This window comes from Bacillus cereus group sp. BfR-BA-01356, assembly GCF_022663635.1.
In the GTDB taxonomy this organism is placed as follows: domain Bacteria; phylum Bacillota; class Bacilli; order Bacillales; family Bacillaceae_G; genus Bacillus_A; species Bacillus_A cereus.
The window spans coordinates 1-15756 of the sequence record NZ_JAKUFX010000129.1 but is presented as its reverse complement, the minus strand read 5'-3'; the positions used below and the strand labels follow the sequence as shown (position 1 = coordinate 15756).

The window sequence follows — 15756 nt, the reverse complement described above, 5'->3', positions numbered from 1 at the left end:
GTTTATTTGAGATGCTTATTTTTAAGAGTATGCTTTTATTTTAGGAATGTTTTGATCCGATGAGTCGAAAGCTCAGGTTGTGCTCACTCTTAAGTTGATGGGCATGGGGTTTATCCCTTTTGATTTAAGATGTCATAAATTATACAATGTTTAGGTCAGATGACCATGCCTATAATCATCTATATTTTCGGTGGAAAATATAGATGATTATAGGAGGGGATTTATATATATTTCAAGAAAAGCGGAGGGGTAATATAGTGTTGTTTTCGAAGTTTATAGATTTATGCGCTCTTTATGATTTGCATAAAAAGAGAAGTAAGGAATACCAGTTTTCTGGAGTTCCAACAATAGATTTTGAAGATATAGGAACGTTTTATAAAGTTAATAAATCTATCGATATTCAATTTAATGATGAAGTATCAAATTTACACAACTATAAAATCGCTAAATTTGAATATAAAAGTCAGGTGAAAACCGGTGATGTATTTAATGATGTTGTAAGAGGGAAGGCTTATTTAAATAAAAATAATAATGCACCTAATGTTATTTTTGTTCATGGATGGCGCATGAACAGTACGGAACGTATTGAGAATATTTATCATGAAAAAATGATAGATTTAGAATGGAATATGTATTATTTTACTCTACCATATCATTTTGAGAGGAAACCAGAGAGTTCGCTGTTTAGTGGTGAGTATATGGTAAGTGCCAATATTCAACGGACGGTAGAATCTACACAACAAGCTGTAGTTGATCTTAGAGCATTAATTCATTGGATTAAGGAGAATAAAGAAGGGTCTGTTATTTTAATAGGTGTGAGTTTAGGGGGTATTATTACTAATTTAACAGCTTTAGTTGAGCCTGAAATTGATGTGTTAACATCTGTATTTTATGCTAACAGACTATCTTATTCGATTTGGAAGACGAATCCAGGGAAATATATAAAAAAGGATTTAGAAGAAAACGGAGTTACTTATGAGCAGCTAAAAGAATGTTGGAAGGCTACAGAACCTAGTCAGAGTAGTCCGGTGATGAAAAAAGAGAATGTTTTACTTATTTCAGCAACACAGGATCAGTACGTTCATATGGAGGATACAAGTTATTTATGGGAATCTTGGGGTAAACCTACAAGATACTTATATAACTGTGGACATGCTGGAATTGTACTTAATAAAAAGAAAATTGCAGCTGATACTATAGAATTTATTCGAAAACGAATAATAGTGAGGTGAATATATGATAGTACTGGTATTTTTGCTATGGATGATGGCAGCAATTTTGTTTCTTACCAATCCAAAAAGCGAAGAAACTCGCTGGGCAAGTGCTATTGCTCTGTATGGAGGATTTGGTGGTTTAGGTGTAATGCTGGGTAATGGGCCAAATCGATCAGAATTAATTCTGTGGATAGATGCAATAGCAACATCATGGGGACATTATATGACTCCATACGCTATTTGGATGTTTGGTGTTGCGTTTTCGGGTGTATTCAGGACAAATTCACATTTTAAAAGATTATTGAGGAATATAGTTTTTTTAATTCCAGTCTTCTATATGTATAGTATTGATCAAATATATCCTGTATTTAAAGCGAATTATGTTGCCCTGGCATGTTGGACCGTTCCTTATGTTATGGGAACAAATATTTTAATGATCTACTCTACTTATCGAGAAACACGGCCAACAATAAAGAAAAGTAAAATTTTCACATGCTTAGTTATTCTTCCAGTGAATACTTTTGCATTGGTTACAAATATAGTTTTAGAAGCTTTGGGGATAAAGGAAGTATGGTTTTATAATCCATTGGTTATTACAGCTCAATTTGGTATTTTTGGATATCTTATTATAAGATACGGATTTTTAGATGTAAAAATCCGTTTCGAAAGACAGCATAGAGATAGCACCATGAAGGCTGTTGCATCTGGGACAGCTTTATTAAATCACACAATAAAAAATGAAATAGCTAAAATTGATTTTTTAGTAAACCAGTTAAAAGAACAGAATTTAAATAAAAAAGCGAATGAAAATATAGAGTTAATCCTCAATTCCACCCAGCATGTTCTAGAACTTTCCGCACGTATTCAAAGTAAACTGGATGTTATGAATTTAAAGGAATCACAATTTTGGCTATCGGAAAATATTGAATCTACACTAGCCCTACTACAACCATATCTAACTTCAAAAATTCAGGTTGTTAAGCAGTATGAAGTTGATGCCAAAGTGCGTGCCGATCCTATACACATCCAAGAAACATTATTAAATATAATTAAGAATGCTTTCGAGGCAATGAATAACGAAGGACATATATTAATTAAACTTTATAAAACTAGGCGAAGAATCTATATAGATATTACTGATAATGGAAAAGGTATTCCAAAAGATACGGTAGATCAGGTTTTAAATCCATTTTTTAGTACGAAAGGAACAAAAGGGAATTACGGATTAGGACTGACATATTCCTATAATGTGATGCAAAAGCATGGTGGTGATATTGCCATTAAGAGTAAAGTTAATCAAGGAACTACATTTACATTATCACTTCCATTTCGAAGAGTTATCGAGAGTAATGAACAATTTAATATAGATGGGAGATCATAGGGGATGACTATAATTAGATTGGCAGTTGTTGAAGATGATCCGGTATGGATGAAATGTTTATGTGAATACGTGGAGAAAGAACATGATATGACAGTTATTCAAAAGGCAGCTACTAAAGAAGAAGCACTACAAATTAATATTGAGGATATAGATGTTATATTACTAGATTTAACGCTATCAGATTCAAATGATGATGAAAATCTAAATGGACTTCAGGTAGCGAATCATTTAAATAATATAGGTTTAAAGAATATTATTATGCTAACTTCTTGGGAAGAACAAGAAATTATCCTTGAGGCTTTCGATAGTGGAGCGATTAATTATTTAACTAAAAGTTCATACAGAGACATTCCTGGCACAATTAGAGATGCGTATAAAGGTAAGGTAAGTATTCATTCAGATGTTTCCTCTACACTCGTTAACGCTTTGAAGACAGAAAGGAAAATAAGTGTTTTAACGCCTTCGGAGAAAGAAGTATATAAGTTAAAAGAGAAAGGTCTAAATAAGAATCAAATTGCTGATCTGTTATATAAATCAGTTGAAACTATAAAGAAACAGTTTAAGATGATAAATAATAAAATAAAGTAATTGAAGGATTTGAAAAAAGACCTCTTTACTGGATTTTTATATTAATAAAATATAATATTTTAACATTAAATTTTCATCTTGGGAAGGGGGGGTTTTTTAACCCTTCCCGAATTTATTTTAAGCCCGTATCATATAAACAGTTATTAGTTATTCATCATCGAATATTAAGGAGCTGTGTACAATGGTGCATAAGATAAGAGAAACGAGGTTGGAAAAAGGTTGGACTCAATTAGAACTGGCAAAAAAGTCAGGTGTTCCACAGCCAACGCTTTCTCAAATTGAAAGTGGGGAGCGTAAATACCCTACTTATCAAAATATCAAAAAAATAGCTGAGGCTCTAGGGATTAAAACTGAAGAACTTATGGAGGAATAGCTATTTATATAACGGTTGAACGAACTCGAAATGAATAATAAACATCGTTCAATCGTTATATTTTTATTTAATGTATTATATGTTGCTGATATTCCTGGATTTATTTTAAATTAATTTTGCAATCTGATTAAATGTGATATTCAGTGGAGGTGGACTTGTGAAAGTTGAAAAAATAGACCAACAGTTCATTGAAAACCAAATAGAAAAAAAGTTGATTGAGGATACGTTGAATAATCAGGAAAATCCTGTAGAGTTTTTTTATGAGATTTTAAGTGTGCTTCAACAATTTGAAGAAAATAATGGGTAGAGTATCCTAGAACAGATACCCTACCCATTTACTTTTCGTTATGTTCTTCCGTATTTTGTTTTATTTTTTTTAATTCTTCATCTTCAACCTGTGCTGTGAAATTCAGGTAATTTACATATTTTATTAATTCTTGCTTAACCATAGGCTTTTTACTATCTGGAATGTTTTTATATCTTTCGTATATTTCATTGGCCAATTGACCGGCTACTTCTCTCTTTTGTGCCTCATTATCGAAAATTTGATGGTTAAACATATAATCGATGCTAACTTTAAAATAATTTGCTATTTTCTTTAGCATATCAAAGTTTGGTTCCTTATGCCCAAGTTCCCAGGCGGATATTGCGCTTCCTGTTACTCCAAGTTCTTTGCCTAATGTGCTTAAACTTAACCTCTGTAAAGTCCTTAAATTCCTTAAATTTTGACCAAAAATATTGTCTTTCAATGCAATCAACCTTTCGATGTTATTACGATTAGTTTAAGTTGCTCACACCCAACCTTTTCGTTTTGATGATAAATATCAACAAAATGTTGACGTTTGATTAATAATCAAATAGAATATAAACAAGGAGGTGAGTATTTGGCTTTGTCAAATAAAACTAAATCGACAGTTTTGCGAAAAGTTAGGGAAGAAAAAGACCTAACTGTACGAGAACTTTCAATAGGTACTAATATTCCAGAAAATACTCTTTATAGCATTGAAACAGGCAGAAGTGGTGTTAATGCAAAAAGAGCTAGGACAATAAGTACATATTTAAAAGAACCTCTTGAAAGACTGTTCGAATCTAGTTTGTATCATGCCAAACTTGAGGATAAATAACCTCATTAACTAATCGCTTTCAAACATTTACTTTTTATCATTATGTATACCCTTGTCTATTGTAAATGATAAGACGGGTTTATAAGCAGTGATAAGATAAAAAAATATTATTTTATTATTATTTTTCTTTTATTGATAGAAAATACCTTCAAAGGGGGGAGTTTATGGAAAAAGAAAGTAGGCTTACATTTTATGATGTATCTTGTAAAGCTCACTCTGTAAAAACTTTTGATGGGAAAACATATCAGTTAAGAGGTGCTGTCGCTATCGAAAATAAAACAGGGGAAATCGTAAAAATAGCCCAATTGTATTATAAGGTACGATCAGTAGTGGATAAAAATAATAACCTTATTGCTAAAAGGAAAAATCCAGAAGATGAGCTTGTAGTGATAAGAAAACCCAAAAAGATTGCAGAGTAAGTTGAAGTTTAGCGATTTTGAAGTGTGCTGTGAGAGTATTTTAAGATTCCGTTAGAATGAAATATCTTTTGGTGGGGATTCCACTTGGAATTTTGTAAACAGCACAAATTGATCCTTTGATAAATGAATATTGCGTGCCGCCCTTGATATGGTCACTAGAGGGTTAGGTCGACGAGTAGAGTTTGGTGAGTGGAACTTAAAACTCATCTGTGGCCGTAATTTAACAGTGTATCGATAATCTGATTGATATAATCGTGAGAAATATCCCAAGAAGACGTTTCGATGAAGCGATCAATATCAAAAGGTAGATATACGAGGTTCTTCGTACATGCCGAAAACGTTGTGCTGTGTGAGGCTGTTATAAGTTAGAGTGGGAATAACTTATAACAGCCTCATACGAGGTCGTCAATCTAGCCATAATTGACAAAATTTTATTCTTTTACTTTATACAAATTGATTATTCTCAAGTAGACTTCAAAATCGCTAATTATAAGAAATTAGATTTTATAGGTGGTGATGTTAAAAATTCGTGAACACCTTGATATTATATACAGTTTACATGAGTTTAAATGTTTTTATGGATTTAAAGTATCTGATTACTAAAAACTATTGGCACTTAATATTTTTTAGTCTTTCAATAGTTCTTTGTGTAATTCAGAATAAGAATGTGTTAGCTCTACTCGTAATCGCAATTGTTACATTAATAATTGGTGTGTTAATTAGAGAAAAAATGCCATTGGCTAAGTTTTCGCCTGGAGATACAAAAATGATAGTGATTTCATCTATGTATTTATATATCTTAGGGTCTTTGAAGATACATTGGCTATTGATACCGATTTTATTACATGTAACAGTATTCATTTTATCAGCAGTAATATATGGGTTAATTGTGATTTTATTGTTTGTAAAAAAATATATATTTACCAGAACAATAAGCGGCTACCATTCTTTTAAATTTCTGAAGATTAGCATTGAACTAATAACAGAAGGTTTGAAAATAATCAGTATGAGTTACCGTTTTCCGGCAGCAATTTCTATAATTGCTGGTTTTATGTCGCTAGTATTGTTACAGTGGTAATATATTTTGTATTATAGGTATATTAAGATGAAATATTAAACTGGAGGATTAATCATGAAAAAAACAATTCTAACTACAACGGCAGCTTTAACAATTATGGGAACAGGTATGGGAATCAATGTTGACCATATTAAGCCAGCAGAAGTTAAAGCTGATAGTATATCATTCTATGATGTACCAAATACACACTGGGCGACTAAAGCGATCACAAACTTAGCGAATAGAAATATTGTTGCTGGTTACGGGAATGGACAGTTTGGTTTTGGCGATAATGTTACCCGTGGGCAAGTTGCTCGCATGATCTATAACTACTTAAAGCCAGCAGATGCAGGTAATTTCAAAAACCCATATAGCGATATTAAAGGGCATATGTTTGAAAAAGAGATTCTAGCACTTTCTAAAGTTGGTATTATTAAGGGGTATGGAGAAGGTAAATTTGGACCGGATGATATCTTAACTCGCGAGCAAATGGCGCAGGTACTTACAAATGCTTTCAAATTTGAAGGAAATAAAAATACATCATTTGTAGATGTTGATAAAAACTCCTGGGCGTACAAGGCCATTAGTACTTTAGAAGAGAAGGGCATTACTATTGGTACAGGAAGCAAAATGTATTCACCAACATCAGTTGTAACACGCGAGCAATATAGTCAATTTCTATTTAATTCTATTAATGTAATAGAGAAAGAGACTAAGCCAGAAGAAAAACCGAATACTGGTGGAGAAGTTAAGCCAGAAGAAAAACCGAATACTGGTGGAGAAGTTAAGCCAGAAGAAAAACCGAATACTGGTGGAGAAGTTAAGCCGGAAGAAAAACCGAATACTGGCGGAGAAGTTAAGCCAGAGGAAAAACCAAACACTGGAGAAGAAACTAAACCAGTTAACGTTCCAGAATGGTTAGAAACAAGTTTAGCAACAGATGGTTTTACTTTTACACAAGCTTGGTATGATGGTTCAGAGGTTGTTAATAAAGCAGCGTCTACTAAAGCTCAACAAATTGTTAAAAATATAAATAGTAAGTATGGAACAAACTTGAAGTACAGTGAAGTAGGAGCAATTGTAAAATTGGTAGATGGTTCAAAAGCTCAATTTAGATTAGCTGGCATAGAGACAGACGATTTTCAAGTTACTTTTAGGGTATCAAATGATGCTATGTTAGAGCTAACGAAAGAATTTGTTTCACTTATAAATTCAAGCTTGAATTTGGACCAAGAAATTCAAGAAATCCCTTCAGCACCAATGAAGATTAAGAATGTTGAAAAAGGGGATTATAAAATTCATATCAGTCCAACAATGGAAGATCAAATGATTTCAATTCAAATCACAAAAAAATAATGAAAAAAGCCGTTTTAGTAACCTACTAAAACGGCTTTTTTATTAGAAATTAAAAATATTCCTCGAAATATAAAAGGAGGAAGATAATGAAGAAAATAAAATCAAAATTATTATTATGTATTTTCATTATTTCGTTATTTATTCCTAATTTTGCATATGCACGGAATAGTGATATTCCTTTTTATGATGGGAAGAAAGAAACCTTGATAATGAGCGAGGGTTTGCAAATGTCAGGTAATTATTTAAGACCAGGAAAATTTTTACCACCTAATGCACCACCTGATATTTATTATACAGCTGACCTTCATTACCCAGCTCTTTACAACGGTAGCTTTGATTGGGGAAACCAAAGAGCGAACTTGGTACAGAGCGTTGATTATAGTGAACCTTTTGTTAATGTAGCGAACGATGGATATATAGGAAGTGGTATCCCACTAGGTAATAGAATGATTACAGAAGTGGAAAGAGTAAATTCCCAAGTGATTTCGCAAAAGTATTGGGGAAATCCAGATTTTGTTTTAAAGTATATATTACCTTATGAAGTGACAAGTGTTGCGTTTCCTAAGTCGTATGGTAAATTCTATTGGATTAGGGATATGGCTTATCTTTCAGGTGGTATGGCAGGTGCAGGGTTACATAAGGATATTAACAAATTTAATATCTTTATTGTACGTACTAGTTTTCCGGATGTGAAAAAATTCCAAGCATCTGACGGTCCTAAAAGTAATACAGTAGATTTCCAGGTTGAAGGTTTTGAATATGTAACCAAAAATAAAGGATATACAGATAATAATATCGGGTCAGAAACTATAAATCCTTATGCAGAAATGGCTGGGGAGCGAAATAGAGTAAAATGGGTTCTGAAAATATATAAAGATGGTTCTGAAATTGATACTAAAGAAGGATATATTCGTTCTAATCCTAAGAAGGATTCAGAGAAGCCGCAAGAGGGCGATGCTGGATATTTTGGAGGGAAAGGATCAAGTAGCCCTATAAGATGGCAACCAACGACTTGTGGGAAGTTTGAAGCGAAATTACAAGTCTATGACGCTGTACAAAGACCAGCGAAGGAAAAGAAAACTTCCTTTACTATTTCGGGAAATGGTTGTGACAAAGAGAAACCACCAACTCCAGGTGGTGAAGGCGATGAAGATACATTTAAGTACAAAATGGATTTTTCAGTAGATCGTATTGAGGGTGAAACGGTTGAATCTGGTGATAATGTAAAAACACCGGTTAAGGTTTCAAGAGCTGATTTTTCAGAAGAACGAAAAAAATACCGAGAAGAATTAGATCGAAAAATTCAGGATCAAGAGCGAGAACTTTATAAATTAGAGGACAGAAAAGAAGACGCGAGGGAAGAATTGAAATTTTGTCGATATGATAGAATTTGTACAATAGATGAAGAAGGAAATCAACATTGTGTTCCCCGTGATTGTTCATCGTATGAATATAACCTTGATAGAATATTAACCATGATTAGTACAGAAACAAAAAAATTAAATAAAGAGAAGAATAAAAGGGATAGATTAGATAAATTGGAGAGTGAATATAAAAACACCACTCCAAATGTTGTTCTCAGGTTCCAAGATAATATAGTAGGACAACAGAAGGTCAATTTATCCGAAGGACAATCTAAAGTTTTGTATTATGATTGGAAAGTACCAAGTTCAGGACAAATTGAGGCTGAGATCAATCCTAAGCCGCGAAAATATGATAATAGTAAAGATGTATTAAAAACAAACTTTAATAATAATAAATTGGATACCCCAATTAATGTTGCTTCACATGAAACCTCTACTTGTTCACAGCCTAATTCTACAGCTACGGTAACAGCTGTTGTGCGTACAATTAATAACGCAGGAGATAGGGACACATTATATGAACGCTTAACAGGTAGTATTGTGAATATATCAAAGCCTAAAATAAGGGCAGGATATGGATTTAGTTATGAAGTGAAAACAACCTACACAAATGAAGATTCATCAAGTCATGCTACGGGTGTGAAGAGTACAACGTCTTTCCTTCCGACAATGGTTAAACATCAACAGTATTCAAAAACAGAAGATGGATACAAAGTACCAATGGATGAAACACTAGGAGGATACAATCAAGTTTGGTCATTACCTCATACTTACGTTGAAAAGTTTTCAGGAAATGTATTTAATGATAACTATAAAAAGCATCCTAAATACAATCCTAATGAAACTATTTTAGATGGCGGGAGAAAGTGGTATACCGAATTTACACAAGCAGATGGAACGTATTCATTTAAAGCAATGGCTTATGGTGCGGGTGTTAATAAGTTAAATCTTTGTCTTACGGGAAAAATTGAAGTGGAAGGTTCAGGGATTGGTGATAAAAAAGGAAACGATGATTTTATTAAACGCTCTGTAAATCCACAAAATCCATTCCCAGGGCAAGTAGGGTGGAACTGGAAAAACAAAGAACATATGTTAACTAGTTTATCGGACTGGTGGAATACATGGAAATATCCAAATCCAAAAGATATACCAACAGGTTATCATATGGAGAGTTATAAAATTACTCCAGAAATGTATAAGCAAATTAAAGAATATAACAAGACGCATGGTTCAGACGTTAATCTGAATAGTGATTTCCTAACGAGATTTAATTTTAAATAATAAGAAAGCCTGTTTTGAAAGTGCAATTAGCTTTTAGAACAGGCTTTTTGTATACGAAAAAATATGTTGGTGAGGTGTACAAATCAATGCAACCACCAAAATTTGTTGTAATAATGCTGGTGTTGATCGGGATTATGTTGTTTACAGCAAGTACCGGTTTTATGTTTGCAGCGGATACAAATGAAGATAATAGCTTACATCAAGCAACAGCTACAGCCATGTCGAAAGGCATTAATATGGGGCAATTAAGAGTTGATGAAGAAATAACCATTAATGAGAAAGTGGTTAAAGAAACCCTGATTAGAGAATATGTTAATCAGTCAAATTTCCATGATGGTGAAAAACGATTAAATATTTATGCTATTAACTCTCAACCAGCAATGATTGGAGTCGAATCATACAACACTTTTGCTATTCCTATTAAGAAATATTTAAAAGAACCGGATGATCAAACGACAGTTAGACAGTTTGAAAATATGATTTTTGAAGCGAAAAAAGTAACGAAATAGGAGTTGAAGAAATTGGTGAAAAAGCTTCCTAAGAAAACCGTGAGTGTATTAATTGCTGTAGGCTTAGTAGCGACAATTGCGGGATATGAAAATTACAGAATTAATAGTGCGATAAATCCTACTAAGGTTTATTACAGTAAAGTTGATATTCCACCAAGAACAAAAATTACAAAGGATATGTTACAAGAGAGGGTCATTCCTGGTAATGCAATTGCTCCTAATGCTATTACAAATGTAAAAGATTTAGAAGGTAAGTATACAGTAAACGGATTTGGAGTTTCAAAGAATTCTTTATTGTACAAGGACAAAGTAGTTCCAAAGGATGAATTGCCGGATGCAGCTATATTAAATTTGAAGAAAAATGAAGTAGCTTTTCCGTTATTGGTAGATATTGAAACGTCATCTGGTAATAGCATTATCCCAGATTCTTATGTAGACCTGTATTTTAAAGGTAAGGTGAAGAATGAAACGGATCATACTGAAAAGCCTATGTTTGGGCGTGTTGCAAAACATGTTAGGGTAACTTCAGTAAAAGATAGTAATGCTACAAATGTATTTGATCCTAAGAGTGTAGAAGTCGATGGATCATATAAAGACAACCTAAATAATGAGGCGAAGAATCGTCCACTAGCCAAAATTTATACTTTCGCAGTTTCAGAGGAAGAAAATCAATTGTTAAATAAGGGAGCCTTAATTGGTGAAGTTATTCCTGTAGCTTCTGGTGAATCTTATAATGCCAATGTGGAAAGAACGAATGATGATTTAATTACAAAGTGGATTCAGGATCAGTCATATAAATTAAAGTAAGGAAGGAGTTTGTATAATGGGGAAAATTATAGGTATATATGGTGTGCAAAGGGGATTAGGCGTAACAACAATCGGCCAATCTTTAGCAAAAGTTATAGGTGAATCTAATTCAAAGGTACTGTATTTAGAATTAGATTATTTAAATGCTACATTTGCACAAAAAACAGCAATATCTAATCCGGAAAAAAATATGGAACTGTTTATGGAAAAGGCCATTCTAGAAGGTAGATTTGATATTCAAAAGTATATCTTGAAAAAGAATGAGGTTGGAGAGGGAAAGAGATTTTCCTGGATTCCAAGTAATATGGAATTGTTGACTTTCAGTAATGATTTTGTGGAAGAGAGCTTTCCTCGTTTTAAAACAAATGTAGAAACCTTGGTCGAGAAATTCAGTAATGATTTTATTAGTAAATTAAAGGCACTAGATTATGATTATGTAATACTTCAGTTGCCTAATCAAATAGAAAATGTTTTTGGCTTACCTATGTTAAGTAAATGTGATAGTGTAGTCAGTATTTTAACAGGAAATCCAATTGTTTTATCGAGATACAAGAACATAACAAATATTTTTAAAAAGGCAAATTTGCAACACAAAGAGTGGGTACATGTATTTAATCTATGTAGTAATAAAATTGATGAAGAGGACTACAAAATGTTAGTTGATTTTGAGGTGACGGCTTGTATTCCTTATGATCCAGAAAGAGCGGAAGTAGAGTTTTCACTACAGTTGGGATCAGAAACAATTGATGACTACATGAAAAATATTGCTAGGAAATTAGGGTGCTTTATCAGAAATGAACAAAATGGATTCCGACTTTTCAAAAGTAAATAGAATTGAATGATCTAGGGGTGGTGAAATTTATGGAAAATGTGATTTCTTTAGAAGAGTTAGGTTATATACCTTCAATTCCAGAAAGGATAAATATAAAAAATTATATATATAACATCAAATCTGGAGGGCATACATCTACACCAAATACCAAAGAAATACCTCAAGATTTAATTGATACGGTAAAAAAATTTTTATTAAAGGATCATAAAAAATTAATCCAGGAATCATTTGGAGATGAAGCCAAAAAGGAAGCACTAAAGGATGTTGTTTCTCAATTTCTTACAACAGAGCCTAATATAGAAGGTTTTACATTAGAAGAACTTACTAAAGGAATTGTAGATGCTGTAGCTGGTCTTGATGTATTAGAGCCATTTTCTGAGCAAGATAGTATTACAGATATTATTTGCAATAGCTGGGATGAGATATGGATAAAAGATTTAGAAAAAGGTGACTATCTTTCAGATGTAACCTTTAAAAGTAAAGAGTCATATGAAGCTTTATGTAATAAGTTTGTAAATGCATCTGGTCAAACTTGGACACATAGTAAGCCAAAATGTGATGCTTACTTTCCAAATATGCGAATTAATTTAGTGGGCTTTGATATTTCAAAATATGGAATTTCATTAGCGATTCGGATATTTGCTAAAACTTTAAGAATCAATGATGAGATCATAGTGGAAGAAGGTCTTGCAAGTAAAGAAATGATTCCATTCTTTAGAGCAATGATGAAATCACGTTCAAGAATCCTTATATCTGGAGAAACAGGCAGTGGAAAAACGGAATTTATGAAATATCTCTTAGGTAAAAAAGTGAAAACCGATAAGACGTTGGTGCTACAAGATGTTGATGAAATGAATTTGAAACAAATATATTCAAAGGAATGGAATTTAAGTACTTGGCTAACTAGGGATCGGGAGGATTCTTCTACCTCTGTTACTTATGAAGATTTATTATCTGGTGTAGTTAGACAAACTATAAAAATTATATGCATTAACGAATTAAGAGGAAGAGAAGCCTGGGGAGCAAAAAAATTAGCGGAAACTGGTCATGGGATTCTTACAAGTTTACATTCTCCAAGTGCAGCTGAAAGTGTTGAACGGTACTCTAGTATGTGTTTAGAAGCTGTAAATATATCCAAGGAATATTTACAGCAAAGTATTGCTTTAAATTTTGATTATGGTATTCATTTTGAATTAATGTTAGATGGAAAAAGAAGACTAACCGAAATTGTAGAGTATATCGGCTATGAAAATGGAAAGCTAATTTATACACCTTTATATTCATTTAACGTTAAAGAAATTGAAGAATTTGAGGACGAAAATAATCAAACAAGATTCATAATCAATGGTTCCCATGAAAGAGTAGGGAAATTGAGTGAAAAAATGATTAAAAAGCTGAAATTTAAAGGAATTAAAACATCTGAACTTGAGGTTGCAAAAGAACTTCCTGTAGCCACAGAGGGGGAGAAATTAATTGGTATTTCTTAATTATCTTCCATATTTTTTGATGGTAGTTGCTATATTCTTTGTAGTTAATTTGGGAATCAATTTAATTCAAAGAAGAAAAAAAGGCAAGTTAATTGTTATGAATGAAAAAGATGATGGTAAGGTAGTGAAATTTTTAAAGAGAAAAGGATTGTATAAATGGATCAGTCCTAACTATATTCTGAGGGAAAGTAAAGATTTTAATTGGAATTTATCCCTCAGGGATTATCAAATCATACTAATTATAGGGACCCTAGTTGGAGCCGTTGCATTGTATGGTTTTTTTATGTCATTAAGTACAACAATATTCGGGGTGTTAGTAGGAGTATCACTTCCGCCAATCATTGGCTTTTATAAGCGTAAGAGATACGAAGAATATGTGGAAAATCAGTTAATGGTTTATTTAGAAGCTGTAGCAAATGCAGTTTCTACACATGAAAGTATGACGTTAGCTTTTAAGAGTGTTTTGCCGTTACTACAATCTCCTATAAAAGATGATGTAGAAAGATGTTTAATCTTATACACGGAAGATGGGAAAAGTATTAGAGATGCCTTTCATTCATTCGTACAGAAATATAATTATAAAGATATTAAGCTCTTTCATGATATGTTAGACCTTATTTCAAAAACAGGTAAAGATACGGATGACATACTTTTAAATATTGCACATGAATTTCAAGATAAAAAAATATATCGTGCAAAATTAAAATCAGGTATGCAACCGCAAAGGAGAACATTTAAGCAAACGGCTATAATGCTTGCTTCATTACCAGTTGCAGCCTTGGCGATCAATGCTGATGATTATGTTGTATTTGCAAGGACAATACAAGGAAGGTTCATTCTTTTAGCAATAATTGTAGTATGCATATTTAGTGCATTTAAGATAGAGAAACATTCTTTCTATGATCCTACGGAAGATATCACAAAAATAAAATAATAAGAAGGTGATAGAGTGAATCTATATCCTTTGATTTTACTATTTATCTTAGTCTTACTCTTTGTATTAGTGGTTTACAACCTGGTACTGGAAAGACAAAAAAGTAAAAGGTTTCAGATTTATAACATTGTAAAAAAAAGTAACGTAGCAAATAAAAGACAACCTATTTTGTATACAATGTTGTATCCAATTTTAAAATTAAAAAAGAATTGGATATCACAAGAACGTGAAAAAGAATTAGAGAAAAAACTAAAAAAAGTTAATTCGAGTCTTACACCAATGGAGTTTATTATTAGTAAACTTACCTTCTCAATTATAAATTTTTTAGTTATAGCTAGTTTAATGTTTTATGTTCCAGATTTGAAAATAGTAATTTTCCCTTTAGCTTTGGTATTTGCTGTTATGGGATTTTATGTGAAGGAATCTAAACTTAATAGTAACGTTAAAGCGAAACAATTAAGAATGCAGCTTGAATTACCGGAATACATGATTTCTTTGGCTTATATGATTGGTAGATATACGGCCTATGAAGCTACTAAGAGATCAATAGAATATGCTTCAGATAATTTAAGACCATTAGTAGAAAATCTAATTGCACAAATTGAACTCGAACCAGGTAATTTTGAACCATATCTAGAGTTTGCGCGTGAGGTAGATATACCAGCAGCATATCAATTTATGGTTGCTTTGCAACAAGCAATGGTTATGGACGAAAGTCAAAGTAGAGAGATAATTAATAATCAAATTAAGTTAATGAGAAGACTACGGGCTGAATCTTATGAAACGTTAGTTGCATCGCGGCCAGGTATGGTCTTCAAATACCTTATTTCTACATATTTGTGCATTATTGTATTTGTTATAGGCTTCAGTTTTACATCTATTTATGAAAAGTTTGTTCATATGTTTTAACTAAATCGTAAAGAAAGACCAACTATGAAAAGTCAAGGGGACATTTTCAAAAAATATTGCTAGAGGATTTTGAAAATAAATCCACTGGATTCGATAGGAAGTGGCTAAACGTCTTCATAAA

16 protein-coding genes are annotated in these 15756 nt (G+C 32.5%); 15 read left to right on the top strand and 1 reads right to left on the bottom strand.

Annotated elements, in window-relative coordinates; genetic code table 11:
- Nucleotides 1–257: 257 nt before the first annotated feature.
- The 5 genes from MR168_RS27415 to MR168_RS27395 all read left to right on the top strand — a co-directional run bounded on the left by MR168_RS27415 (nucleotide 258) and on the right by MR168_RS27395 (nucleotide 3863).
- The gene (locus MR168_RS27415) at nucleotides 258–1232 is read left to right on the top strand and encodes an alpha/beta hydrolase (protein ID WP_242291633.1); all 975 of its coding nucleotides are present in this window, start codon (nucleotides 258–260) and stop codon (nucleotides 1230–1232) included.
- 4 nt (nucleotides 1233–1236) lie between these two features.
- The gene (locus MR168_RS27410; RefSeq protein WP_240835245.1) at nucleotides 1237–2595 is read left to right on the top strand and encodes an ATP-binding protein; all 1359 of its coding nucleotides are present in this window, start codon (nucleotides 1237–1239) and stop codon (nucleotides 2593–2595) included.
- A 3-nt stretch (nucleotides 2596–2598) separates the two neighbouring features.
- Nucleotides 2599–3183, top strand: coding sequence for a response regulator transcription factor (locus tag MR168_RS27405; protein ID WP_240835244.1), 585 nt, complete (start codon nucleotides 2599–2601; stop codon nucleotides 3181–3183).
- Between the two features lie 181 nt (nucleotides 3184–3364).
- Nucleotides 3365–3556, top strand: coding sequence for a helix-turn-helix domain-containing protein (locus MR168_RS27400; RefSeq protein WP_240835243.1), 192 nt, complete (start codon nucleotides 3365–3367; stop codon nucleotides 3554–3556).
- A 157-nt stretch (nucleotides 3557–3713) separates the two neighbouring features.
- Nucleotides 3714–3863: a hypothetical protein gene (locus MR168_RS27395; RefSeq protein WP_214931888.1), complete on the top strand. Its 150-nt coding sequence runs from the start codon at nucleotides 3714–3716 to the stop codon at nucleotides 3861–3863.
- A 28-nt stretch (nucleotides 3864–3891) separates the two neighbouring features.
- Here the strand turns inward: MR168_RS27395 and MR168_RS27390 are convergent, their stop codons facing one another.
- A complete protein-coding gene (locus MR168_RS27390; RefSeq protein ID WP_240835242.1) occupies nucleotides 3892–4305 on the bottom strand; it encodes a helix-turn-helix domain-containing protein in 414 nt (137 codons plus the stop codon).
- A gap of 135 nt (nucleotides 4306–4440) precedes the next feature.
- Here MR168_RS27390 and MR168_RS27385 point away from each other — a divergent pair, with 135 nt between their 5' ends.
- From MR168_RS27385 to MR168_RS27340, 10 genes are all read left to right on the top strand, one after another.
- Nucleotides 4441–4680 (top strand): helix-turn-helix transcriptional regulator, encoded by a 240-nt coding sequence (locus tag MR168_RS27385; protein ID WP_094398198.1) that lies wholly within the window; start codon nucleotides 4441–4443, stop codon nucleotides 4678–4680.
- Between the two features lie 164 nt (nucleotides 4681–4844).
- On the top strand, nucleotides 4845–5099 hold the full coding sequence (locus MR168_RS27380) for a hypothetical protein (protein WP_000410280.1): 255 nt from the start codon (nucleotides 4845–4847) through the stop codon (nucleotides 5097–5099).
- 1132 nt (nucleotides 5100–6231) lie between these two features.
- Nucleotides 6232–7512 carry an S-layer homology domain-containing protein gene (locus tag MR168_RS27375; RefSeq protein WP_242291632.1) on the top strand — a complete coding sequence of 427 codons (1281 nt, stop codon included), beginning with the start codon at nucleotides 6232–6234 and terminating at the stop codon, nucleotides 7510–7512.
- Nucleotides 7513–7598: 86 nt separating this feature from the next.
- Nucleotides 7599–10157, top strand: coding sequence for a conjugal transfer protein (locus MR168_RS27370; protein ID WP_242291630.1), 2559 nt, complete (start codon nucleotides 7599–7601; stop codon nucleotides 10155–10157).
- 86 nt (nucleotides 10158–10243) lie between these two features.
- Nucleotides 10244–10666 carry a DUF5411 family protein gene (locus MR168_RS27365; RefSeq protein WP_001183011.1) on the top strand — a complete coding sequence of 141 codons (423 nt, stop codon included), beginning with the start codon at nucleotides 10244–10246 and terminating at the stop codon, nucleotides 10664–10666.
- Between the two features lie 15 nt (nucleotides 10667–10681).
- Entirely contained in the window at nucleotides 10682–11473 is a 792-nt protein-coding gene (cpaB, locus tag MR168_RS27360) for a Flp pilus assembly protein CpaB (protein WP_242291634.1), read from the top strand.
- Nucleotides 11474–11489: 16 nt separating this feature from the next.
- Nucleotides 11490–12305 (top strand): AAA family ATPase, encoded by an 816-nt coding sequence (locus MR168_RS27355; protein ID WP_000516216.1) that lies wholly within the window; start codon nucleotides 11490–11492, stop codon nucleotides 12303–12305.
- Between the two features lie 29 nt (nucleotides 12306–12334).
- A complete protein-coding gene (locus MR168_RS27350) occupies nucleotides 12335–13792 on the top strand; it encodes a TadA family conjugal transfer-associated ATPase (RefSeq protein ID WP_000432469.1) in 1458 nt (485 codons plus the stop codon).
- Nucleotides 13779–14726 (top strand): type II secretion system F family protein, encoded by a 948-nt coding sequence (locus tag MR168_RS27345; RefSeq protein ID WP_242291629.1) that lies wholly within the window; start codon nucleotides 13779–13781, stop codon nucleotides 14724–14726. The genes MR168_RS27350 and MR168_RS27345 overlap by 14 nt, the downstream gene beginning before the upstream one ends.
- 30 nt (nucleotides 14727–14756) lie before the next feature.
- A complete protein-coding gene (locus MR168_RS27340) occupies nucleotides 14757–15635 on the top strand; it encodes a hypothetical protein (RefSeq protein ID WP_242291628.1) in 879 nt (292 codons plus the stop codon).
- The last annotated feature ends 121 nt before the right edge of the window (nucleotides 15636–15756 follow it).